This window comes from Pantoea sp. DY-15 (assembly GCF_019795935.1).
GTDB lineage: Bacteria > Pseudomonadota > Gammaproteobacteria > Enterobacterales > Enterobacteriaceae > Pantoea > Pantoea leporis.
This window is the reverse complement of sequence record NZ_JAIMIF010000008.1, coordinates 125,954-150,131: the sequence shown is the minus strand read 5'-3', so window position 1 is coordinate 150,131 and position 24,178 is coordinate 125,954. Positions and strand designations below refer to the sequence as shown.

Sequence of the window (24,178 nt, the reverse complement as noted above, 5' to 3'; positions counted from 1 at the left end):
GTACACTGCGCGCGATCTGCCCTGCGTGGCTATGCAGGCAGGCGGCAGAATCACCCCATAAAAAATATGCAGTAACAGATACCGATTAAAGGAGCAGTCACATGCGCGTTAACGGCCTGACATCGCAAGACCTCGCCTCTATGGGCATCAGTGGCACCACCGAAGTGGTGTACAACCCTGATTTCGACACCCTGTTTCAGGAAGAAACTCGCCCAGAGCTGGAAGGTTATGCGCGAGGCATTCTGACGCAGAGCGGTGCTATTGCCGTGGATACCGGCATCTTCACGGGTCGCTCGCCAAAAGATAAGTACATCGTTCGGGATGACACCACGCGCGACACGCTGTGGTGGAACGATGTCGGCAACGGCAAAAATGATAACCAGCCGCTGTCACAGGAAACCTGGCAGGCGTTGAAAGATCGCTGCACCCAGCAGCTTTCCGGCAAACGTTTGTTTGTGATCGATGCGTTCTGCGGTGCCAATCCCGACACGCGCCTCAGCGTGCGCTTCGTGATGGAAGTGGCCTGGCAGGCGCACTTCGTCAAAAACATGTTTATCCGTCCGAGCGAAGCCGAACTGGCTGACTTCAAACCGGATTTCGTGGTGATGAACGCCGCGCAGTGCACCAATCCAGACTGGCAGGCGCAAGGTCTGCACTCCGAGAACTTCGTCGCCTTCAACCTGACCGAGCGCATGCAGCTGATTGGCGGCACCTGGTACGGCGGCGAGATGAAGAAAGGGCTGTTCGCCATCATGAACTACCTGCTGCCGCTGAAAGGCATCGCTTCAATGCACTGTTCGGCTAATGTCGGCAAAGCGGGCGATGTGGCGGTGTTCTTCGGCCTGTCCGGCACCGGTAAAACCACGTTGTCCACCGATCCGGATCGCCAGCTGATTGGCGATGACGAACACGGCTGGGATGACGACGGCGTGTTCAATTTTGAAGGCGGCTGCTACGCCAAAACCATCAATCTGTCTGAGCAGGCGGAGCCGGAGATCTACCGTGCGATTCGCCGCAATGCGCTGCTGGAAAATGTGGTGGTGCGCGCCGATGGCAGCGTGGATTACGCCGACGGCAGCAAGACCGAGAACACCCGCGTCTCTTATCCGATCGAGCATATCGAGAACATCGTGCAGCCGGTGTCGAAAGCGGGCCATGCGAAGCGGGTGATTTTCCTTACCGCCGATGCTTTTGGCGTGCTGCCGCCGGTTTCACGCTTGACACCGGAACAGACGCAATACCATTTCCTGTCTGGCTTTACCGCCAAACTGGCCGGCACCGAGCGCGGCGTCACGCAGCCAACGCCCACCTTCTCTGCCTGCTTTGGCGCGGCGTTCCTGACGCTGCACCCAACGCAATATTCCGACGTGCTGGTGAAGCGCATGGAAGCGGCAGGTGCGCAGGCGTATCTGGTGAATACCGGCTGGAACGGCAGCGGCAAGCGCATTTCGTTGAAAGACACGCGCGCCATCATCAACGCGATTCTGGCCGGTGAGCTGGATGAGGTTGAGACTGACACCTTGCCGGTGTTCAACCTGCAGATGCCTAAAGTTCTGCCGCAGGTGGATAGCGCGATTCTCGATCCGCGCCGCAGCTGGCCGACAGAAGCGGCCTGGCAGCAAGCCGCGCAGGATCTGGCGCAGCGCTTTATTACTAACTTTGAGAAATATACCGATAACGATGCGGGTAAAGCGCTAGTGCAGGCGGGTCCGCAGTTGTGATGTGATAATCAGGTGGGCATTTATGCCCACCCTACAAAACCGCACCTAACATTTGTAAGGTGGGCATTTATGCCCACCTGGTTATCAACCGCAATAAAGCCAGTAATCACGCGCTGTGATTAATACTCACCACCGCCGTACTGCCGCTGCCTTCCGGAATCGGCAACCACGCGCGAATCCGCAATCCGCCCCGGTCGCTGTCACCAATCTCCAGCGAGCCTTCATGCGCATCGATAATACGCTGCACAATCGCCAAACCGAGACCGGTGCCGCTGGTACTGCGCGCGCTGTCGCCGCGCACAAACGGCTGGAACAGATGCTGTAGCTGATCCGGCTTGATACCCGGACCATCATCTTCCACCTGGAACCACGCGCGGTTCAGCTCCTTGCCGCTGCTGACCTTAATCCATCCATTGCCATAACGCGCCGCGTTGACCACCAGATTCGCCAGCGCGCGCTTGATCGACAGCGGGTTGATATCCAGCATCAAATCCTCGGACATCACCGCGTTCTCAATCTCGCGCTCGTAGCCGCTCTCTGCCGCCACCACTTCGCCCAGCACGCTGTTGAGGTCGGCACGCTCGGTCTGCATCTCCTGACCGGTACGCAGATAGTCGATGAACTGCTCGATAATCGCGTTGCACTCTTCGATATCTTTGTTGATAGACTCCGCCAGATAACCATCCTGCTCGCCCATCATCTCAGTAGCGAGACGAATGCGCGTCAGCGGCGTACGCAAATCGTGGCTGACACCCGCCATTAACAAGGTACGATCGTCGGCCAACTGCTTCACACCGGCCGCCATTTGGTTAAACGCCCGCGTCACCGAACGCACTTCCGACGCGCCGTATTCACGCAGCGGCGGTGGAATGATGCCTTTACCGACCTGCAACGCCGCATGCTCCAGATCCACCAGGGGTCGGTTCTGGATGCGGATAAACAGCCAGGCACCGCCAATCGCCAGCAGCATAATCGCCAGCGTGTAGCGGAACAGCGGTGAGAAGTCGCCCTGATGGATTTCGGTGAGCGGCACGCGCACCCAGATATCCGGCGACAGCCAGGTTTTCAGCCACACCACCGGCGAGTTTTTATTCACCTCGACACGGACATCGGTAGGACCGCCCAGCTGCTGGCCCATCTGCTCACTGAGGAATTCGTAATGTTGCGCCCAGCGCAAACCGCTCTCTTCCGCCGCCGCGTTGGTATACAACGAGATGCCCAGCTCACGATAAATTTCGCGTCGGAAGGCCGGTGGCACTTCCAACTGAGTTCCATCTTCCAGCTGCAGCCGATCGGTCATCAACATACGCACTTCGTACGCGAGGACCTTATTGAACTGCTGCAAGCTGGGAAGAATGGCGAAATTGAGCACCACTAAATAGGTTGTTACCAAGCTGACGAACAGCAAGGTAACAATCAATAACAAGGTGCGGGCAAACGAACTGCGGGGTGAGAAGCGCAATCGCCTCATGCTTTGCTGCCGTCCGGAACGAATACGTAGCCAAGACCCCAAACGGTCTGAATGTAACGTGGGTGCGCCGGATCTTCTTCCACCATGCGGCGCAGACGCGAAATCTGCACGTCGATGGAGCGTTCCATGGCGCTGTATTCACGGCCACGCGCCAGGTTCATCAGCTTATCGCGTGACAGCGGCTCACGCGGATGGCTCACCAGCGCTTTCAGCACGGCAAACTCACCGCTGGTCAGCGGCATCGGCTCATCTTCACGGAACATCTCGCGGGTGCCGAGGTTTAGCTTGAACTTACCGAAAGCGATAACCGCTTCTTCCTGCGAAGGCGCGCCTGGCAGTTCATTGGCCTGACGACGCAGTACGGCACGAATACGCGCTAGCAGCTCGCGCGGGTTAAACGGTTTTGGAATGTAGTCATCCGCACCGATTTCCAGACCGACGATACGATCCACTTCTTCGCCTTTCGCGGTGACCATGATGATCGGCATCGGGTTGCTTTGACTGCGCAAACGGCGGCAGATAGACAAACCATCTTCGCCCGGCAACATCAAGTCGAGCACCATCAAGTGGAAGGATTCGCGGGTTAACAGTCGATCCATTTGCTCGGCGTTGGCAACGCTACGCACCTGAAAGCCCTGCTCGGTGAGATAGCGCTCCAGCAACGCACGCAAACGCATATCATCATCGACGACCAGAATTTTGTAGTTCTCTTGCATGTTCAACTCCCAAAGGCGCCATTGCCTGAGCCAATATTGTTAAAAAAAGAGGCCTCAGTGTGACAGTCATTAATGGTTTATATTCTAGCCGAAATTGTTACAAAGCATATTAAACAGCAGCTTATATTTATTTTTAGCCCTGAAATGCGCTTCGCTTCGCGTTTTTTATCTGTGCTTTCAAGCCGCTTAGCGCTTATCTGAAAATTTGGCGCGTTTTCTTTCTGTTACTGGTTCATGACAGAAATTTTCACGCGCAGAACGGCGCGCAGCGCAATTTGGCTTAAGGAGGCGGTGGGGAATATGCTTTCAGTGCGTGATGGGCAGTATAAAATCCCGTGATTTCGCTTTCGGCCACGCAACTGCTCTCGGAACAATTCCACGACGAAAACAAACAAGGCCAGCATTAAATAAAGGCTGATAAATCAGGCAATAAACAGCCCTTTCTTCTCACCACGCGATCTCTGACACTGCGGTTACTGAGTTCATGTGGAGAGAAAAAGATGAAAAAAACCGTAATTCTGCTGAGCGCTCTGGCACTGACCAGCGTCACTCAGGTTCAGGCGGCCACCAGCGCCGGCGAAGCGGCGGGCGCGCAGGCATCCACCACGGCAAAAGGTAACTCAGACGCGATCGGTGTTGGCGCAATAGGCGCACTGCTAGGCGTGGCGCTGGCTACTATGGGCGGCGGCGACAAAGGTGGCAGCAGCACATCAACCACCACCGCGACCACGCCAGGCAAATAACGCCCGTAGGGTCGCCATTCATGGCGACCGTTTCACGCTAAACAGAGGCGACCCGCTACGGCGTCTCTTTCACATAATCGATGCTGTTCACAAACCACAACTTCTGCCCTTCCGGCGTGTTGACCACCACTTCGTCATCCACTTCTTTCTTGATCAGCGCGCGCGCCATCGGCGAGTCGATCGAGATGTACTCTTTCATCGTCTCGCCATAAATTTCATCCGGGCCAACAATGCGGAAACGCTTCACATCGCCCTGCTCATTCTCAACTTGCACCCAGGCACCGAAAAACACTTTGCCCTCTTGCTGCGGCGCGTAATCAACAATTTTCAGATCGGCGAGGCATTTGCGCAGATAGCGCACGCGGCGATCGATCTGGCGCAGCAGACGCTTGTTGTAGGTGTAATCGGCGTTTTCCGAACGATCGCCGAGGCTAGCCGCCCATGAGACAATTTTGGTGACTTCCGGACGCTTTTCGTTCCACAAATGGTCGTGTTCGGCACGCAGCTTGTTATAGCCTTCGCGGGTAATCAGTTGGGTTTTCATGACTTCAACTCGTGGTGACGGCGGTTCTTCGCAGCAAAGAGGCTAACAATAAGCGACCGATTGACCATCAGCAAGATTGCGCGCGCTGCATTCAGAAAAAGACGGATTCACGGGCCACCGGCTGGCAATTTTCGGCCTCATTCCGTATAACTGTCCGCTATTTCCAACCCTGTGTAAGCATTGTTAATGATGATGAAAGATTCACTGAGCCAGATTATCGCAGGTGAGCTGAAGGCACGCGCCGACCAGGTTGATGCTGCCGTTCGCTTACTTGATGAAGGGAACACCGTGCCGTTTATCGCACGTTATCGTAAGGAAGTGACCGGCGGACTCGACGACACCCAGCTGCGTTTGCTGGAGAGCCGTCTGAGTTACCTGCGCGAGCTGGACGATCGTCGCCAGTCGATTCTGAAATCCATCGACGAACAGGGCAAACTCACGCCTGAACTCGCCACCGCCATCAACAGCACGCTGAACAAAACCGAGCTGGAAGACCTTTACCTGCCGTACAAACAGAAGCGTCGCACGCGCGGACAGATCGCTATTGAAGCCGGTCTGGAACCGCTGGCCGATACGCTGTGGCAGGACCCATCGCAGGATCCCGAGCAGCTGGCCGCCAGCTACGTTGATGCCGACAAAGGTGTCGCCGACGTGCGCGCTGCGCTGGATGGCGCACGCTACATCCTGATGGAGCGCTTTGCCGAAGACGCGACGCTGCTGGCGAAAGTGCGTGAATATCTGTGGAAGAACGCGCATGTGGTTTCGCGCGTGGTGGAAGGTAAAGAGGAAGAAGGCGCAAAATTCCGCGACTACTTCGATCACCACGAAGCGCTGAGCGGCGTACCGTCGCACCGTGCGCTGGCGATGTTCCGCGGCCGCAATGAAGGCGTGCTGCAGCTGTCGCTGAATGCCGATCCGCAGTTCGATGAAGCCCCGCGTGAAAGCTATGGCGAAACGCTGATCGCCGAACACCTCAAGCTGCGCCTGAATAACGCGCCAGCGGATAGCTGGCGTAAAGCGGTGGTGAGCTGGACCTGGCGCATCAAAGTGCTGCTGCACCTCGAAACTGAATTGATGGGCACCCTTCGTGAACGCGCCGAAGATGAAGCCATCAACGTATTTGCCCGTAACCTGCACGATCTGCTGATGGCCGCGCCTGCGGGCATGCGCGCCACCATGGGCCTCGATCCAGGCTTACGTACCGGCGTGAAAGTTGCGGTGGTAGATGCCACCGGCAAGCTGGTCGCCACTGATACCATTTATCCGCACACCGGCCAGGCGGCGAAAGCGGCCACGGCTGTGGCGGCGCTGTGCGCCAAACATCAGGTTGAACTGGTGGCGATTGGTAACGGTACCGCCTCGCGCGAAACCGAGCGCTTCTTCCTCGACGTGCAGAAGCAGTTCCCGCAAATCAACGCGCAGAAAGTGATCGTCAGTGAAGCCGGTGCATCGGTCTATTCCGCCTCTGAGCTGGCGGCGCTGGAGTTCCCGGATCTCGACGTTTCCATCCGTGGCGCGGTTTCCATCGCGCGTCGCCTGCAGGACCCGCTCGCCGAGCTAGTGAAGATCGATCCGAAATCGATCGGCGTAGGCCAATATCAGCACGACGTCAGCCAAAGCCAGCTGGCGAAGAAGCTGGATGCGGTAGTGGAAGACTGCGTAAACGCCGTGGGTGTCGATCTCAACACCGCGTCTGTGGCGCTACTGACCCGCGTGGCCGGTTTAACCCGCATGATGGCGCAGAATATTGTTAGCTGGCGCGATGAAAATGGCCGCTTCCAGAATCGTCAGCAACTGCTAAAGGTGAGCCGCCTCGGGCCGAAAGCCTTTGAGCAGTGCGCGGGCTTCCTGCGCATCAACCACGGCGATAACCCGCTGGATGCCTCAACTGTGCACCCGGAAGCCTATCCGCTGGTCGAGCGCATTCTGGCCGCCACCGAGCAGGCGCTGAATGAGCTAATGGGCAATGCTGGCGGTCTGCGCGATCTGAATGCCCGCGACTTCACCGATGAGCGCTTCGGCTTGCCAACGGTCACAGACATCATCAAAGAGCTGGAAAAACCGGGCCGCGATCCACGTCCGGAGTTTAAAACCGCGCAATTTGCTGAAGGCGTGGAAACGCTCAACGATCTGCTGCCGGGCATGGTGCTGGAAGGCGCCGTCACCAACGTCACCAACTTCGGTGCTTTCGTCGATATCGGCGTGCATCAGGATGGTTTGGTGCACATCTCTTCCCTTTCCGACAAGTTCGTTGAAGATCCCCATCAGGTGGTGAAAGCCGGCGATATCGTCAAAGTGAAGGTGATGGAAGTGGATATGCAGCGTAAGCGTATTGCGCTCACCATGCGTCTGGACGAGCAGCCTGGTGAAAGCAATGCCCGCGGCAGCAACCGCAGCGCAGGCAAAGAAAACGCCCGCCCGGCGGCCAATAACAAAGGTCGCGGCAAACCAGCCAGCTCGTCTGCCGGCAACAGCGCGATGGGCGATGCGCTCGCCGCGGCATTCGGTAAAAAACGCTAAGTTCCTGCCGTAAATAACGCGCGGAGAAACCCTGGTCTCCGCGCGTATCAGCTTGATAAATCTCCTCATCCAACTACGCTGAAAAAATAACCTTCCGCGTGGCCCAGCGATCCATGGATATTATCAACGCCTTAATCGATGAGATTTATCACGGCAGCTTTCCGATCGCGGCGCGTGAACGCCTGCTTTCACACATTCGTGCCGCGCGCGATACGGTAAAACTGCCGCGCAAGGCGCACTGGGATGAGAAAGATGTGGTGCTGATTACCTATGCCGATCAGTTCCGCGAACCTGAACAGCCAACCCTTGCCAGCTTCTCGCGTTTTTATCAGCAGCATCTGCAATCCACTTTCAGTCTGGTGCATCTGTTGCCGTTCTTTCCCTACTCTTCCGACGATGGCTTCTCGGTTATCGACTATCACCAGGTCAATCCGATCTGCGGCGACTGGCAGCACATCAGCGCGCTGCACAGCGAAACGCGGCTGATGTTTGATTTTGTCTGCAACCATATGTCGGCGCACAGCCGCTGGTTTCAACACTTTCTGGCGCAGGATCCTGGTTGGGATGATTTCTTTATCAGCATGCCGCCGGCTACCGATCTCAGCGCGGTGACGCGTCCTCGCACCTCGCCGCTGCTCACGCCGTTTGCGATGGCCGACGGCGAGACGCGCTATATCTGGACTACCTTCAGCGCCGACCAAATCGACCTCAACTTTGGCAATCCAGAAGTGCTGATTCGCATGGTCGATGTGCTGCTCGACTACCTGAACAAAGGCGCGGATTATGTGCGGCTCGACGCGGTAGGCTACATGTGGAAAACGCCGGGCACCAACTGCATTCACCTGCCGAAAACGCATCAGCTGGTGAAGCTGTTTCGCGCCATCGCTAATGAAGTGGCGCCCGGTACGGTGATCGTCACCGAAACCAACGTGCCGCACAAAGACAACATCAGCTATTTCGGCAACGGCAAAGATGAAGCGCAAATGGTATATCAGTTTTCGCTGCCGCCGCTGGTGCTGCACGCCATTCATTCCGGATCGGCGCGTGCGCTGCGCCAGTGGGCCAGCACGCTGGATTTAGGCGGCGGCACCACCACTTTCTTTAACTTTCTCGCCTCGCACGACGGCATTGGACTCAATCCGGCGCGCGGCATTTTGTCGGAAGTGGAGATTGTGGCGCTGGTTCGTGATTTGGCGCTGGAAGGCGCGCTGGTCTCCTACAAGAACAATGCCGATGGCACCACCAGCCCTTACGAAATCAATGTCACCTATTTCGATGCGCTCAATCAGCAGGACGACGACGATGACACGCGTTTGCGCCGCTTCCTGCTGGCGCACGCGATTCTGCTGTCTTTTCCCGGCGTACCGGCGATCTACATTCAGAGCATCCTCGGTTCGCGCAACGATAACGAAGGCGTGCGCGCCGCCGGTCACAACCGTGCCATCAACCGGGAGAAGTACAGCCTGCGTGAAATGGAACAGTGGATCAGCGGCGGCAACCCGCTGCGCCAACAGGTGTATGAACGCCTGAGCGCGCTGATTCAATTGCGCACGCGGCAACCCGCGTTTCATCCCGATAACCCGATGACGCTGCTGGAAAGCGAAAATAGCCTGCTGGTGTTGCGTCGCCATCAGCCGGATAGCGATGAGGGGTTGCTGTGTGTGTTTAATCTCAGCCATCATGAGGTGACGACGCAGTTACCGCTGGCGCGGCATATGCAGGATGTGATTAGCGGTGAGAAGCTGGATGGCAACCAGCCGTTAACGCTGGCTGCGTGGCAGTTTATGTGGCTGCGGTAAACTTGATGATTAGCTGCGTAAATTCATCCGGGTGGGAAATGAAAGGCGCATGCGCCGCTTTCTCCATCACCACTGAGGGTGAAGCTGGCCAGCGTGCATCCAGTTCTTCTGCGATACGACGCGGCACCAGCCCATCGAGATAACCGTAAATACGCAGAAACGGCAGCGGCAGATCGTCGAGCGCGGCACGCAAATCGTCCTGACGCAAAATCTCTAATCCCCCTTCCAGCACCGCAACCGACGGCATCGGCTGCGATAACACCACCTCTTTCAACTGACGTGCATCCTGTCGCGCGTTCTCTGTGCCCATGGTTTGCAGCGCCAGAAAGCGCTCCACGGTGCGCTGGAAATCCGTGCTCAGCTGCTGCTGAAAATTTTGCAGCGTTTCCGGCTTGATGCCCGGCCATTGATCACGCGCGGTAAAACACGGCGATGAGGCGACGGTGATCAGCGCTGCAACGCGCTCCGGCTGGGTTAATGCCAGCTGGCTAGCAACTAATCCACCCAGCGACCAGCCGAGCAGCACTGCGCGTTCGGGTAACTGCGGCAACAACTGTTGCGCCATTTCCGCTAAGGTCAGCGGCGCAAAACCCTGGCTGCGGCCAAAGCCCGGCAGATCCACCAGATGCAGGCGAAAATGCGAGCTGAGTCGCGGAACGATGTTTTGCCACACTTCGGCGTTCAAACCCCAGCCGTGCAGCAGCACAAGATCGCGATCGCCCGTGCCTGTGATGTGCCAGTAAAGCGAACTCATCGGTTACACTCCGGAAAAGTGAAAAGGAGGTCGCTATGCTACCAATCCCGGCCCTGTGTTGGCTATGCCGCCTGCCGCTACAGATTGCCAGCCATGGTTTGTGCAGCCGCTGCGTGCAGCAAATTCCGCGCCTGCCGGAACTCTGTCCGTGCTGCGGTTTACCGGCCAGTGGAATGCAGCCCTGCGGGCGCTGCCTGCGCCGCCCGCCGCCGTGGCAGAGCCTGAGCTGCGTCAGCGATTACCTGCCGCCGCTCAGCGATTGGGTGCAGCAGCTGAAGTTTTCTCGCGTAACCGCACTCAGGGTGATGCTGGCGCGGCTGATTTTGTTAAAATTATTAACAATGCGTCGTGATTACTGGCTGCCGCGTATAGATTTGGTGCTGAGCGTACCGCTGCATCGCTGGCGCGCCTGGCAACGCGGCTATAATCAGGCGGCGCTACTGGCAAAACCGCTGGCTCGCTGGCTGGGCTGTGAATATCGCGAAGGGGTAAAGCGTGTGCGACAGGGCGCGGTTCAGCATTCATTGAGCGCCAGCGCGCGCAAAAAGAACCTGCGCGGCGCGTTTCGCCTTGAAATGCCGGTGCGCGGACGCCATATCCTGCTTATCGACGATGTTGTGACGACCGGAAGTACCGTGGCGGAAATTAGCCGCATCCTGCTGGCGCAAGGCGCGGCCAGCGTACACATTGGTTGCCTGTGCCGTACCTTGTAGAGCGTCGGTGTTGGGCGTATTATAACCAAGTAAATTAGTCAACTATTGAGCAATCGCCATGATCGTTATTACTGATGCTGCGCAAGAGCACTTCTCAAAATTGCTGTCCAAACAAGAAGATGGCACTCAGATTCGCGTATTCGTCATTAATCCGGGTACGCCAACCGCAGAATGCGGTGTTTCTTACTGCCCACCCGATGCAGTAGAAGCGACTGATACCGAATTTAAGTTCGAAAAACTGTCAGCCTTTGTTGATGAGCTGAGCGCACCGTACCTCGATGACGCGGAAATCGACTTTGTTACCGACAACCTCGGTTCGCAGCTGACGCTGAAAGCGCCAAACGCCAAAATGCGTAAAGTCTCTGACGATGCGCCGATGGTGGAACGCGTGGAATATCTGCTGCAAGCGCAGATCAACCCGCAGCTGGCTGGCCACGGCGGTCGCGTATCGCTGATGGAAATCACCGATGACGGCATCGCCATTCTGCAATTCGGCGGCGGCTGTAACGGTTGTTCGATGATCGACGTAACGCTGAAAGATGGCATCGAGAAAGAGCTGCTGGCAGCCTTCCCTGAGCTGAAAGGCGTGCGCGATTTGACCGAGCACCAGCGCGGCGAACACTCGTACTACTGATTAAGCACGCGGCAGCGACCCGACGCTGCCGCGCGTTCTTTAACGCTTTCTGCGCCCGGTATTCACCGCATTCAATAAGCCCGGCACGTTTCCTCTAAACATCTTTTCGATTGTGACGCTTAACTTGCGCCGCCAGTTTGGATATTCATCTACCGTACCCGGCACGTTGACCGGTGAAGTCATAGCAAGCCAGTCTTCAGGTTGCAGCCCCAGCAATGCGCTGTTAGTGCGCGCCAGATAGCGGTGGAAGCCGCGATTGAGCATCGGTGTGAAGGACAATCGGCTGGCAACGGTACCGTGGCGCGCAGGCAATGTATTCATCTGATGCAGCGCATCCAATAGCGCCTGTTTTTGTTTATCCCTTTGCCTTAGCAATGACATGTATACGCTCTCCTGGTACAAGCCCAGTTTGTGACCCAGAAAAAGATCCTCATATCTCCAGAATCCCGCCAACGTCGGCAAATCATGGGTACTGGCGCTGGCAATCGACTGCACGGGATACTCTTGCGGCTGACGATAGCTGCCATCGCCGTGCTGCTCGAAGAACAACACTTTCCACGAGAAAATGCCGCTTTTGCGCAGCAGGCTGACGATCTCTTTTGGCACCGTGCCGAGATCTTCGCCAATGACCATGCAGCGATGGCGCTGACTCTCCAGCGCAAGGATCGCTAGCAGATCCTCAACCGGATAGGCCACGTAAGCACCTTTATCCGCGCTTTCGCCGTAGGGAATCCACCACAAGCGCAGCAGCGCCATCACGTGATCGATACGCAAAGCACCGCAGTCACGCATATTGGCGCGCAGCAGATCAATAAAAGGCTGATAGCCGCGCGCGCGCATCACATGTGGATCGAGCGGCGGCAAACACCAGTTTTGCCCCTGCGGACCGAGGCGATCCGGCGGCGCACCGACGGAAGCGCCGAGTTTATACAGTTCCGGATCCTGCCAGGTTTCCGCGCTGCCCTGCGCTACGCCGACCGCTAAGTCGCGATATAATCCCACTTCCATGCCAAGCTGCTGGCTAATTTGACAGCAGATGGCAAACTGCTCTTGCGCCACCCACTGCAACCAACTCCAGAACTGAATCTCCTCTTCGTGTTCCGCACACCATTGCTGCACCTCCGGCAGCAAAGCGTTGCGCCAGCCTTCCGGCCAGTTGGTCCAACCCCATTCATCAGGATGCTGCTGGCTGCGTTCGGCGAGAATGCCATCAAACGCCGCCTGATAACGCAGATGGTCGCCGCCCTCAACGATAAATTGCTGGAATCCGGCATCTTCAGCGGCGCGCGGCTGAAAGCGTTGCCAGGCAAAGCGCAGCGCGGCCAATTTCAGTTTGGCCACCGCGCTGTAATCGACAAACTCAGCCGCGCGCGCCTGATCCAGCGCTTTGCGTGTTTTCGCCCTTTGCCACCAACGCTGCGCTGCCTCGCTACGCTGAAAATCCTCCAGCCGATTAACGTCGATATACAGCACGTTGAGCCAGCGACGTGAGGTTGGGCTGTAAGGACTGGCATGTTCTGGCTGTGCAGGATAAAGCGCATGCAAAGGATTAAGGCCAACGAAGTCACCGCCATTATTGGCAACGTTCTCCAGCATTTGCGCCAAATCGCCGAAGTCACCGATGCCCCAATTGTCATCCGATCGCAGCGTGTAAAGCTGTACTAACGCGCCCCACAGTTTCTCTCCTTGCTCGACTGATGCCGGGATAAAACAGCGGCGTGGCGCAATGATGATGCGCGTTTGCCACTGCTGGCGACCTTTGCGCAGCGTGAGCTGGTGATAACCTTGTGACAGACGTGGCGGCAGTGTGAGCGGTTCTCCGCCCTGCACTTCGCCGCTGAAGCTTTTGCCCTGTTCGGTTTGTAGCTGCCAGGAAAAAGTGCCGCTGCCTTGTGGCGTCAGTTGGCGCTTGCTGCGAGCGGCAAATACCTGCACCGGCGGCAGCGGTGGCGCTTTACCGGTAGGCGTTTCCATGACTGCCAGCAACGCGCGTTTGGTCTCATCGCTGATGGTTTCCGGCTCGCCGTGCGCGTTAATAAAGCGCAGCGAAATGCCGGCATCCTGTGTCGCCTGGTCCAGCTTGTTGAGCGTCATCGTGTCTCCAAAATCATCAATCGTGTCTTTATCGGGCCGCCTGCCAAATCCGCTGCTGATAATCGCGAATTGAACGGTCAGAGCTGAAGCGGCCGGTGTGAGCGGTATTGAGGATCGCTGCGCGCGTCCAGGCGTCCGGGTTTTTCCACAACGCTTCCACCCGCTGCTGCGCGGCGATGTAGGCATCAAAGTCGGCCAGCACCAACCAGGGATCGCCATTTTTGGTCAGGCTTTGCAACATCAAATCAAACGCATGCTTATCGCCGTCGCTGAACTTGCCCTTCTCCAGCTCCTTCAGCAAACCATCCAGATAAGGATTCTGTTTACGCAGCTTTTTCGGGCTGTAGCCGCCCGCCTTCAGCGCTTTCACCTCATCCACGCTGTTGCCGAAGATAAAGATATGCTTCGCGCCCACCGCTTCAGCAATCTCCACATTGGCGCCGTCCAGCGTGCCAATAGTGAGCGCGCCATTCAGCGCCAGCTTCATATTGCCGGTGCCGGAAGCCTCATAACCGGCGGTGGAAATCTGCTCGGAGAGATCGGCGGCCGGAATCATCAGCTCTGCGGCGGTGATGCGGTAATCCGGGATAAACACCACTTTGAGGCGATCGCCGACGAGTGGATCGTTGTTGATCACCTCCGCCACTTTGTTGATGGCATAGATGATATTTTTGGCGAGGTAGTAGCCGGGCGCGGCTTTGGCGCCAAACAGGAACACGCGCGGCACGAAGTCGGGGTTATCCGGGTTGTCGCGCAGCTGGCGATAGCAGTGCAGCATATGCAGCAAACTGAGGTGCTGACGTTTGTACTCATGCAGTCGCTTAATCTGCATGTCAAACAGCGCATCCGGATTGATATCAATGCCGGTCACGCGCTTGACGTAGAGCGTCAGCCGCTGTTTGTTTTGCTGCTTGATGTCGCGAAACTGCTGACGAAACGCCTTTTTGCGGGCGAAAGGTGCCAGCCACGCCAGCGCATCGAGATCGTTGGCCCACTCAACCTGCAGGCTGTCATCGATCAGCGTCGCCAGCAGCGGATTGCACTGTTTTAACCAGCGGCGCGGCGTGATGCCGTTGGTCACGTTGTGGAATTTGTTCGGCCACAGCAGGTGATATTCCGGGAACAGATCTTTCACCACCAGCTCGGAGTGCAGCGCCGCCACGCCGTTGACGGCGAAACAGCTCACCACGCACAGATTCGCCATGCGCACCTGACCATCAGCCACCACCGCCAGCTTGTGCCAGATCGCTTTATCGTCTGGCCACCGTTGCTTCACCACCTTTTTCAGGCGGCGATTAATCTCGCGGATGATCAACATATGGCGCGGCAGCAGGTCGCGCACCAGCTTCTCATCCCAGCGCTCCAGCGCTTCCGGCATCAGCGTGTGATTGGTATACGCAAAAGTGCGGCTGGTGATATGCCACGCATCGTCCCAACTCAGTTGATGCTCATCCAGCAGCACGCGCAGCATCTCCGGAATGGCGATGGTGGGATGCGTGTCGTTAAGCTGGATCACTTCGAAATCAGGCAAAGTGCGAATGGCGCGCCCGGCGAGATGATGACGCCGCAGAATATCGCCCACCGCGCAGGCGCACTGGAAATACTGCTGCATCAGGCGCAGCCGCTTACCTTCGGCATGATTATCATTGGGATAGAGCACTTTGGTCAGCTTGTCGGCTGCAATGCCTTGCTGCTCAGCCTGCAGGAACTGGCCGTTGTTGAACGCGGTGAGATCGAACGGCTGCGCGCTGCTGGCTTTCCACAGGCGTAGCGGCAGCGTAATACCGTTGCGATAGCCTACAACCGGCAAATCCCAGGCTTCCCCTTTGAGGTGAATTTTAGGTCGCCAGCTGAGGCTGCCATCGTGGTTCTCTTTGACCTTGCCGCCGAGGCCTACCTGCACATCCAGCGCGGCGTTGTAGCGGAACCACGGATAGCGATCGCGCTGCCAGTCATCCGGCGCTTCCTGCTGCTGTCCGTCGGCAAACGTCTGACGAAACAGGCCGTATTGATAGTTGAGGCCGTGGCCCATCGCAGCCTGGCCGACGGTCGCCATCGAATCCATATAGCAAGCGGCCAAACGCCCCAATCCGCCGTTACCGAGTGCCGGATCCACCTCCTCTTCCAGCAGTTCGCTCAGCTCAACCTGATGTTCCGCCAGCGCGGCTTGCACCTCGTTATACCAGCCAAGATTGAGCAAATTATTGCCGGTCAAACGCCCCAGCAGAAACTCCATCGACAGATAGTTGACGTGGCGCTGCCCGTGTTTGGCTGGCACAGGTGGCTGCGTCGCCAGCATTTCTGCCAGCACGCGGCTCAGCGCTTGCCACCATTGCTGCGGTGTCATTTGCTGGGCGGAAGTGAGTCCGAGATGCTGCCATTGGCGGGTGAGCGCGGCGTCGAAACGTGTTTTATTGAATTTTTGCTGCGACATATCAATCCCTTCAAGTCCGTTAACGGTAAAGCCGGGCGAGCGCAAGAGGTGAATGGATAAGTAAAGCTGGGGGCGCAGAAAAAAGCGACAGGGAAATGCAGGTGCGGTGAAAAAAATCGGTGCTGATTTTTGTAGCGGCGCGATTTATCGCGCAATAAATTGCGCCGCTACGGCATTAGCAAAGTTCGAGGTGAACTTCGTGCTGTTCAATCACTTTCAGCACGCTGGCCGGCGGGCTTTGATCGGTATACATGTAATCAATCAGGCTCATATTGCCGAGGTTGACCATCGCATTGCGGCCAAACTTCGAGTGATCCACCACCAGCATCACGCAGCGCGAGTTTTCGATAATGGCGCGTTTGGTGCGCACTTCGTGATAATCGAACTCCAGCAGCGAACCATCCATATCAATGCCGCTGATGCCGAGAATGCCGTAATCGAGGCGGAACTGCGAAATGAAGTCCAGCGTCGCTTCGCCCATGATGCCGCCATCGCGCGTGCGCACTTCGCCGCCGGCGATAATCACGCGGAAATCAGGTTTCGCCATCAGCAGAATCGCCACGTTGAGGTTGTTGGTGACGACGCGCAGATTGTTGTGATTGAGCAGCGCATGCGCCACCGCTTCCGGCGTGGTGCCGATATCAATAAACAGCGTGGCGCCATCCGGGATCTGGCTAGCCACGCGCTCGGCGATGCGCGCTTTCTCCGCCGACCACATCATTTTACGATCCTGCCATGCGGTATTTTCTGAGCTGGACGGCAGCGCCGCCCCGCCGTGATGGCGCATGATTTTGTTCTGATCGGCCAGGTCGTTCAGGTCACGCCGAATGGTTTGCGGGCTGACTTCAAAGTGATCAACAAGCTCTTCGGTACTGACATATCCCTGACGCCGGACCAGATCGATAATGGCGTCATGACGTTGCGTCTGCTTCACATCTCTCTCCTCGGCTCGTGGCCGCTTCTTTTATTGGTGCTGCTAACGACGCGTAATCTTACGCGTATCAACAAATGCCATCGCTAAACCCACCAGCAAGCCGGTGACGTGCGCGGCGTTGGCGATCGACAGACCAAATGCGCCGTACCAGCCAATCACCAACCATACGACCGCGAAGCCAATCAGGCCGCGCTCGAGATAAATACCACTTTCGGGATCGCGCTCGCCGCGCAGCCAGCAGTAACCCATCAACGCGTAAACCACGCCCGACAAACCACCAAACAGCACGCCGCTGAACTTGGCCTGCATCCAGCCGGTTAGCAGCGCCGAGATCAGCATAATCACAAACAGCTTGCCGCTGCCGAGACGCTTCTCGACCGCACCGCCGAGATACCACCACCACATCAGGTTGAACAGGATATGCAGTAGCGAGAAGTGCAGCAGCGCATGGCTAAACCAGCGCCACACCTGGAAATATTGCGAAGAATCCGCCGGCCACGCCAGCCAATCCAGCGCCACATCATCACCGACGATCTGCATCAGGATAAATACCGCGACGCAGGCGATCATGATGGTCATGGTGAGCGGACCTGCGCGTTCGCGAATGCTCGCCCAGATATTAGTGCGCTCGTAGCGCAAGCCACTTTCGGTGTTGCCGCTATGCCAGCTGGCCGCCTGATAGCGCGGATGGTTGGGATCGCGCACGAACTGCGCGAGTTCGTTTTCGACCCTCTCCAGCTTACTTTCGTCATCCAACATAATGACAAAGTGGCTTTCGCGCTCAATGCGTAGCGTCACGCCGCGAGTCGCCATGTAGTCGACAAACGCCTGCGCCATGCGCGGATTATTGAACTGGGTGATGCGCATCATGCGGTGATCTCCTTCCTTATGCGATGGGCTCAGGCGTCGCCGAGGGCAACCTGCGCCGGGAATGCCGCGCGCCAGGCATCAAATCCGCCGTCAATGCTGTATGCCGCGCTGAATCCCTGGCCCAGCAGGAACTGCGCCGCGCCTTTGCTGCTGTTGCCGTGATAGCACATCACCAGCACCGGCAAAGCCTGATTGGCGTTGGCGATGAAATCCGCCAGGTTGTCATTGTTCAGATGTTGCGCGCCCGCCGCGTGGCCCATCATAAAGCTCTGCGGATCACGGATATCCACCAGCTGCGCACCTTGTGCCAGATGCTCTTGCGCCTGCAGGACATTAATACATTCGAAGGTTTCCATGGTGTCTCTCATTACTTCATCACAATTAGCGCCTAGTTTAACCTGAGAACGCGCCGCGATAACCTGACAAGTCCTGTGGTTATGTGATTTTTTTCCTGTCGGAATGTTAGCTATATCACGCAAAAATGTTTTTATTCAGTTAACCGCTGGCGTAGATGTTGGTTTCCGATTATTATTACGCTCGAAAACGAACATTTTAGAACTATTCCGAACATCGGAGGAGATGACGTGGAAACCAAAGACCTGATCGTGATCGGCGGCGGCATTAACGGAGCCGGCATTGCAGTGGACGCTGCAGGACGCGGACTGTCGGTGCTGATGCTGGAGGCGCGGGATTTGGCCTGTGCCACCTCCTCCAACAGCTCGAAATTGATTCACGGCGGCCTGCGCTACCTTGAACACTATGAATTCCGCCTGGTGGGCGAAGCGTTAGCAGAACGTGAAGTGCTGCTGAAAATGGCCCCGCACATCGCCTTCCCGATGCGCTTCCGTCTGCCGCACCGTCCGCATCTGCGTCCGGCGTGGATGATCCGTATGGGCCTGTTTATGTACGATCGCCTCGGCAAACGTACCACGTTGCCGGGCAGTAAGAGCCTGCGTTTTGGCGCGGATTCGGCCCTCAAGCCGGAGATCACGCGCGGATTCGAATATTCTGACTGCTGGGTTGATGATGCGCGCATGGTGGTACTCAATGCGCAGGAAGTGGAAAAACAGGGCGGCGAAGTACGCACCCGCACGCGCGTGACCCGCGCCTGGCGTGAAGCCGGTTTGTGGATGGTGGAAGCCGAAGATATCGACAGCGGTAAAACCTACACCTGGCGCGCCAAAGGTCTGGTCAATGCGGCCGGTCCGTGGGTAAAAGAGTTCTTCGACGATGGCCTGAAGCTGAAATCGCCGTACGGCATTCGTCTGATCAAAGGCAGCCACATCGTGGTACCGCGCGTCCATCGCGAAAAGCAGGCGTATATCCTGCAAAACGAAGATAACCGTATCGTGTTTGTGATTCCGTGGATGGATGAGTTCTCCATCATCGGCACCACCGACGTGGAGTACAAAGGCGATCCGAAAGACGTGAAGATCGATGACAACGAAATCAGCTACCTGCTGAACGTGTTTAATGGACACTTCAAACAGCAGCTGAGCAAAGATGACATCGTCTGGACTTACTCGGGCGTGCGTCCGCTGTGCGATGACGAATCGGATTCGCCGCAGGCCATCACCCGCGACTACACGCTGGATGTGCATGACGACAATGGCCAGGCGCCGCTGCTGTCAGTATTCGGCGGCAAGCTGACCACCTATCGTAAGCTGGCGGAACATGCGCTGGAGAAGCTGACCAAGTACTACCCGAACATCGGCCCAGCGTGGACCAAAAACGCGGTATTACCGGGCGGTGATTTCTCTGGTTCACGCGATGATTACGCCGCCGGTCTGCGTCGTCGCTATCCGTTTATCAGCGAAGGTATGGCGCGTCACTTTGCGCGGACTTACGGCAGCCGCACCGAAGAGTTGCTGGCAGACGCGAAGAACATCGACGATCTGGGCGAGAACTTCGGTCACGAGTTCTACGAAGCCGAGCTGCGTTACCTGGTGAAAAACGAATGGGTACGCGAGCTGGATGATGCAATTTGGCGTCGTACCAAACAAGGTATGTGGCTAAACGAAGCCGAACAGGCGCGCATTGCCGAGTGGCTGGCGGTTAACGCGCAGAAACCGGCGTTGTCGTTAGCGTCATAATATAAAAACGGGGCGTCGTAAATGACGCCCCGTTTGTAGGGTCGCCATTCATGGCGACCTTTTTAATGCCTGCTCGTTTACAACCCCGCATTCTCGCGGATGTACTTACGCGCTTTCACTGCATATTCGAACGGATTAGCCAGCGCCGGATCCTGTTCCGCTTCCACCACCATCCAGCCTTTATAGCCGTAATCGTCGAGGATTTTGAATACCGGTTTGAAATCGATCACGCCATCGCCCGGGACGGTGAAGGTGCCCTTCTTCACGCCATCAAGAAACGACAGCGATTTCTCGCGCACTTCGGCTACCACGCTGTCGCGCACGTCTTTCAGATGCACGTGGAAAATACGCGGCAGATATTTGGTCAGCACATCCAGCATCGCCTGCTGTGAACCTTCGGAATAGTAGATGTGGCCGGTATCGTACAGCAGGCCAACATTCTCATTGGTCGATTCCATAAAGCGATCAATCTCGGCTGGCGTCTGAATGCCGGTGCCCATGTGATGGTGCAGCGTCAAGCGCATGCCTTTTTTCGCGGCGATCTCCGCCAGCTCGTTGTAGCCTTCCGCCGTTAAGCGCCACTCTTCATCGCTGAAAATCGGCTTCTGCTCCAGCACCGCCAGCGTAGTGCCCTGAATACTTTTGCTCTGCTCGGAGCAGCCAATCACGCGCGCGCCCATCGCATGCAGGAAGTTCATGTGATTGGTGAATTCGTCGATGGTTTTCGCTTTATCGCCGTTGGCGAAGAAGGTGCTGAACCACGCGTTGCAGATCTGAATGCCACGGATATCGAGCATCGGCTTGAGAATCGCCGGATCGCGCGGATATTTGCTACCCACTTCGCTGCCGGTAAAACCCGCCAGCGCCATTTCACTCACGGTTTGTTGGAAGGTGTTTTCGCTGCCCAGCTCTGGCATGTCGTCGTTAGTCCAGCCGATTGGCGCGATCGCCAGTTTAACGTTGTCTTTGTTCATGGTGTTGTCCCTGATTCACAGAGGCGGCCGCTGAGCCGCCGAGGAGTATTTAGCGCACAGCTCAGTTATTTGGCGTAGAAATCCGGACGCGGCGGCATGGTTACCGGCTCAATCGCACCGCTGTTCTGCGCTTTGTGGCAGGCATCGGCGGCCACGGAAGCAGCAAAACCATCCCAGGCAGAAGGTCCGGTCAGTTGGCCGTCTTTCACGTCATTAATAAACGCTTGCAGCTCAACGTCATAAGCATCAATGAAACGGTCTTTCCAGTCAGTCAGCAGTGGCACGCCGAGACGCGCGTTTTTGCGCGTTTGGATCGCCGAAGGCTCCGGCAGCTTAGCGATGCCCTCTTCGCCCACCACTTCACACTGAATGTCGTAGCCGTACGCGCAGTTAACGAAGATCTCCACATCAATGCGGATGCCTTTCTGCGTTTCGAACAGCACGATCTGCGGATCTTTCAACCTGGCATGAGACTTCGACGTGGTGCGCGGGAACACCACCTGCACGGTTTTGTAGTCGTCTTCGGTCAGCCAGCGCAGCACGTCCAGCTCGTGAATCAGGGTGTTAGTGATCGCCATGTCGGTGGTGTAATTCTCGCCGACGCTCTGGTTGCGGTGCGCGCAGTGCAGCATCAGCGGCTCGCCGATTTCACCGTCAGTGATCACTTTTTTCAGCGCGCGATAGCCGGCATCGTACGGGCGCATAAAGCCCACCTGCACCAGACGTTTACCGTGTTTGATCTCGGCATCAACAATGCGACGGCAACCTTCAGCGCTCAGCGCCAGCGGCTTTTCACAGAACACCGGTTTGCCGGCCGCAATTGCCGCCAGCGTAAACTCTTCGTGAGTCGGATCCCAGGATGTCACCAGAATGGCATCGACTTCCGGCGAGTTGATCACCTGATGACCATCCTGATACACCTCGGCTTCGATATTCAGACGTTGCAGCGCCGCGCGCGCCCCTTCCACGTTGATATCAGAAACCGCCACCACTTTCGCACCCTGCAAAACGTTATTGCAGCGACGAATGTGTTCCTGACCAATTGCACCGGTACCAATTACACCGAGTTTGAGCGTCATAATTACACCTGTAGAGTCGGATAAGTTAGGGTAAAACAAGGCCGGAGAACTCCGGCCTAAAAGAGGTTTTAATACTTACGTGCTTGTTCGATATGCACGTTAAGGTTGTCGGCCACTTCTTGCGTGCGCGTTGACGTAGAGGTTTGCGCCACGCCGACGTGCCACCAGCTGAAGTATTTGTGCACCATGGTTTTTGGCAGCACTTTGATGTCGAACAGCACGGAAACGGTCTGCTTCTGCGCGTCGATCAACGCGGCTTCCAGCTGTTCCAGCGTGGTGATGCGGTAGGTTTTGCAGCCGTATCCGCCGGCAATCGCCGCGAAGTCCACCGGCACAAAGCCGCCATCCAGCTTGCCCCCTTCCGGATTACGGAAGCGGAACTCGGTGGTGAAGCTGTCCATGCCGTGTTCCATCTGCAGGTTGTTGATACAACCGTTGGTCATGTTATCCAGCAGCACCACGTTGATTTTCGCCCCTTCCTGAATCGACGTGACCAACTCGGAGTGCAGCATCATGAACGAACCGTCGCCAACCATGACGTAGACTTCACGCTGCGGCTGCGCTAGCTTTACGCCCAGCGCGGCATTCACTTCATAACCCATACAGGAGTAGCCGTACTCAACGTGGTACGAGTTGTAATCTTTGGTGCGCCACACGCGCTGCAGGTCGCCCGGCAGACTGCCCGCTGCCGCGACAATCACCGCATCCTTTGGGAGTTGCTCGTTTAAGGTGCCCAGCACGCTGCTCTGCGTCAGTACCGATTTCGTCAGGCGCTCAAACTCGGCAAACAGCGCTTCGCGATCGGCGTGGTCGGCGATTTCCGGAATGAAATCGTCGGTGTTATAGGTGGCGGCATAGACGCGCTGCGTCTCTTTCAACAGCTTGCTTTGCGACAGCTCAATCTGGCCGCCCCAATGGTTTTCGAAACCTTGCAGTTCGCTTTCCAGCGCGGTTAAACCTTCACGCGCATCCGCCAGCAGCTGCACCGCATCCAGCTTGTAGCTGTCGAAGTTGCTGACGTTGAGGTTCAGATAGCTCACGTCCGGATTCTGGAAAATCCATTTCGACGCGGTGGTGAAGTCGGTGTAACGCGTACCGATACCAATCACCAGATCGGCCTCTTTCGCCAGCAGGTTGGCCGCCAGGCAGCCGGTTTCGCCCACGCCGCCGACATTGAGCGGGTGATCGGAAACGATGGTGCCTTTACCGGCCTGGGTTTCGGCAAACGGAATGTTGAAGCGCTCGGCAAATTTCAGCAGCGCATCCCCGGCATCGGAATATTTCAGGCCACCGCCGACAATGATCAGCGGCTTGTGTTTACGCGCAATCAGCGCCAGCGCATCTTCTAATTGCGCGGCAGTTGGCAAGCGGCGATCCAGACGATGCACACGTTTCTGGAAAAAGTATTCCGGGAAGTCCCAGGCTTCGCCCTGCACGTCCTGCGGCAGCGCAATCGTCACCGCGCCGGTTTCTGCCGGATCGGTCAACACGCGCAAGGCGTTGATGCAGGCAGTCATCAGCTGTTCCGGGCGGCTGACGCGATCCCAGTATTTGCTCACCGCGCGGAACGCGTCGTTGGTGCTGATGCTGAGATCGTGGCTCTGTTCAATCTGCTGCAATACCGGATCCGGTTGGCGCGTAGCGAACACATCGCCCGGCAGCAGCAGTAAAGGAATGCGGTTGGCGGTCGCGGTGGCAGCAGCGGTAATCATGTTGGCCGCGCCGGGACCGACCGATGAGGTACAGGCGATAATCTGACGACGCAGCGACTGCTTGGCAAAGCCAATGGCGGCGTGCGCCATGCCCTGCTCGTTACGGCCCTGATGCACCACCAGATCGCCGCTGTCCTGCTCCAGCGCCTGTCCCAATCCCAGCACGTTGCCGTGACCGAAAATGGCAAAAATGCCTTTCACAAATTTGGTTTCAACGCCGTCAACGTTCAGGTATTGGTTATCAAGAAATTTTACCAGCGCCTGTGCCGTGGTGAGTCTGATTGTGCCCATATGCTTCTTCCTTTACATGCTGGTACCTGCGGCGAGGTACATCGCGGTTCGGGTAAAAACTGCCGTTCACGGCGCCCGCGGA

19 protein-coding genes are annotated in these 24,178 nt (G+C 56.9%); 7 read left to right on the top strand and 12 right to left on the bottom strand.

The genetic code is table 11. The features are described from left to right. Positions 1 to 101 precede the first annotated feature (101 nt). The gene (gene pckA, locus K5Y32_RS23405; RefSeq protein ID WP_101762679.1) at positions 102 to 1,721 is read left to right on the top strand and encodes a phosphoenolpyruvate carboxykinase (ATP); all 1,620 of its coding nucleotides are present in this window, start codon (positions 102 to 104) and stop codon (positions 1,719 to 1,721) included. 106 nt (positions 1,722 to 1,827) lie between these two features. Here pckA and envZ read toward each other — a convergent pair whose 3' ends face one another. Then, positions 1,828 to 3,192: a two-component system sensor histidine kinase EnvZ gene (envZ, locus tag K5Y32_RS23400; protein ID WP_176972648.1), complete on the bottom strand. Its 1,365-nt coding sequence runs from the start codon at positions 3,190 to 3,192 to the stop codon at positions 1,828 to 1,830. Further along, the gene (gene ompR / locus K5Y32_RS23395) at positions 3,189 to 3,908 is read right to left on the bottom strand and encodes a two-component system response regulator OmpR (RefSeq protein ID WP_001157751.1); all 720 of its coding nucleotides are present in this window, start codon (positions 3,906 to 3,908) and stop codon (positions 3,189 to 3,191) included. The genes envZ and ompR overlap by 4 nt, the downstream gene beginning before the upstream one ends. A 500-nt stretch (positions 3,909 to 4,408) precedes the next feature. On the opposite strand from ompR, the gene yjbE reads away from it, so the two are divergent. Then, a complete protein-coding gene (gene yjbE / locus K5Y32_RS23390; RefSeq protein WP_222186026.1) occupies positions 4,409 to 4,651 on the top strand; it encodes an exopolysaccharide production protein YjbE in 243 nt (80 codons plus the stop codon). A gap of 55 nt (positions 4,652 to 4,706) precedes the next feature. On the opposite strand, the gene greB is transcribed toward yjbE, so the two are convergent. Further along, positions 4,707 to 5,195 carry a transcription elongation factor GreB gene (gene greB, locus K5Y32_RS23385; RefSeq protein ID WP_101762682.1) on the bottom strand — a complete coding sequence of 163 codons (489 nt, stop codon included), beginning with the start codon at positions 5,193 to 5,195 and terminating at the stop codon, positions 4,707 to 4,709. Positions 5,196 to 5,387: 192 nt separating this feature from the next. On the opposite strand from greB, the gene K5Y32_RS23380 reads away from it, so the two are divergent. Together K5Y32_RS23380 and K5Y32_RS23375 are read left to right on the top strand one after the other, a co-directional pair. Next, entirely contained in the window at positions 5,388 to 7,715 is a 2,328-nt protein-coding gene (locus K5Y32_RS23380; protein ID WP_110867721.1) for a Tex family protein, read from the top strand. 113 nt (positions 7,716 to 7,828) lie between these two features. Further along, positions 7,829 to 9,514: an alpha-amylase family glycosyl hydrolase gene (locus tag K5Y32_RS23375; protein WP_222186025.1), complete on the top strand. Its 1,686-nt coding sequence runs from the start codon at positions 7,829 to 7,831 to the stop codon at positions 9,512 to 9,514. Here K5Y32_RS23375 and bioH read toward each other — a convergent pair. Then, positions 9,498 to 10,268: a pimeloyl-ACP methyl ester esterase BioH gene (gene bioH / locus K5Y32_RS23370; RefSeq protein WP_222186024.1), complete on the bottom strand. Its 771-nt coding sequence runs from the start codon at positions 10,266 to 10,268 to the stop codon at positions 9,498 to 9,500. The two genes, K5Y32_RS23375 and bioH, sit on opposite strands and share 17 nt — an antisense overlap. Before the next feature lie 35 nt (positions 10,269 to 10,303). On the opposite strand from bioH, the gene gntX reads away from it, so the two are divergent. Then, the gene (gene gntX, locus K5Y32_RS23365) at positions 10,304 to 10,981 is read left to right on the top strand and encodes a DNA utilization protein GntX (protein ID WP_222186023.1); all 678 of its coding nucleotides are present in this window, start codon (positions 10,304 to 10,306) and stop codon (positions 10,979 to 10,981) included. A gap of 58 nt (positions 10,982 to 11,039) precedes the next feature. Then, a complete protein-coding gene (nfuA, locus tag K5Y32_RS23360) occupies positions 11,040 to 11,615 on the top strand; it encodes a Fe-S biogenesis protein NfuA (protein WP_064741235.1) in 576 nt (191 codons plus the stop codon). Positions 11,616 to 11,654: 39 nt separating this feature from the next. Here the strand turns inward: nfuA and malQ are convergent, their stop codons facing one another. The 5 genes from malQ to glpE form a co-directional block, all read right to left on the bottom strand. Further along, complete coding sequence (gene malQ / locus K5Y32_RS23355) at positions 11,655 to 13,709, bottom strand: 4-alpha-glucanotransferase (RefSeq protein ID WP_192414816.1); 2,055 nt, start codon at positions 13,707 to 13,709, stop codon at positions 11,655 to 11,657. A 28-nt stretch (positions 13,710 to 13,737) separates the two neighbouring features. After that, positions 13,738 to 16,143: a maltodextrin phosphorylase gene (gene malP, locus K5Y32_RS23350; RefSeq protein ID WP_222186022.1), complete on the bottom strand. Its 2,406-nt coding sequence runs from the start codon at positions 16,141 to 16,143 to the stop codon at positions 13,738 to 13,740. A gap of 175 nt (positions 16,144 to 16,318) precedes the next feature. Beyond that, positions 16,319 to 17,077, bottom strand: coding sequence for a DeoR/GlpR family transcriptional regulator (locus tag K5Y32_RS23345; RefSeq protein ID WP_008107931.1), 759 nt, complete (start codon positions 17,075 to 17,077; stop codon positions 16,319 to 16,321). A gap of 42 nt (positions 17,078 to 17,119) precedes the next feature. Next, complete coding sequence (gene glpG, locus K5Y32_RS23340; protein ID WP_222186062.1) at positions 17,120 to 17,944, bottom strand: rhomboid family intramembrane serine protease GlpG; 825 nt, start codon at positions 17,942 to 17,944, stop codon at positions 17,120 to 17,122. A gap of 32 nt (positions 17,945 to 17,976) precedes the next feature. Further along, positions 17,977 to 18,303, bottom strand: a complete 327-nt coding sequence (gene glpE / locus K5Y32_RS23335) for a thiosulfate sulfurtransferase GlpE (protein WP_101762689.1) — start codon at positions 18,301 to 18,303, stop codon at positions 17,977 to 17,979. A 228-nt stretch (positions 18,304 to 18,531) separates the two neighbouring features. Here glpE and glpD point away from each other — a divergent pair, with 228 nt between their 5' ends. Next, positions 18,532 to 20,040: a glycerol-3-phosphate dehydrogenase gene (gene glpD / locus K5Y32_RS23330; protein ID WP_222186021.1), complete on the top strand. Its 1,509-nt coding sequence runs from the start codon at positions 18,532 to 18,534 to the stop codon at positions 20,038 to 20,040. A gap of 77 nt (positions 20,041 to 20,117) precedes the next feature. On the opposite strand, the gene iolE is transcribed toward glpD, so the two are convergent. The 3 genes from iolE to iolD form a co-directional block, all read right to left on the bottom strand. Beyond that, a complete protein-coding gene (gene iolE, locus K5Y32_RS23325) occupies positions 20,118 to 21,014 on the bottom strand; it encodes a myo-inosose-2 dehydratase (RefSeq protein ID WP_008107936.1) in 897 nt (298 codons plus the stop codon). A 65-nt stretch (positions 21,015 to 21,079) separates the two neighbouring features. Then, the gene (locus K5Y32_RS23320) at positions 21,080 to 22,093 is read right to left on the bottom strand and encodes a Gfo/Idh/MocA family protein (RefSeq protein ID WP_222186020.1); all 1,014 of its coding nucleotides are present in this window, start codon (positions 22,091 to 22,093) and stop codon (positions 21,080 to 21,082) included. Positions 22,094 to 22,161: 68 nt separating this feature from the next. Next, complete coding sequence (gene iolD / locus K5Y32_RS23315) at positions 22,162 to 24,096, bottom strand: 3D-(3,5/4)-trihydroxycyclohexane-1,2-dione acylhydrolase (decyclizing) (RefSeq protein ID WP_110867637.1); 1,935 nt, start codon at positions 24,094 to 24,096, stop codon at positions 22,162 to 22,164. Positions 24,097 to 24,178: the final 82 nt, after the last annotated feature.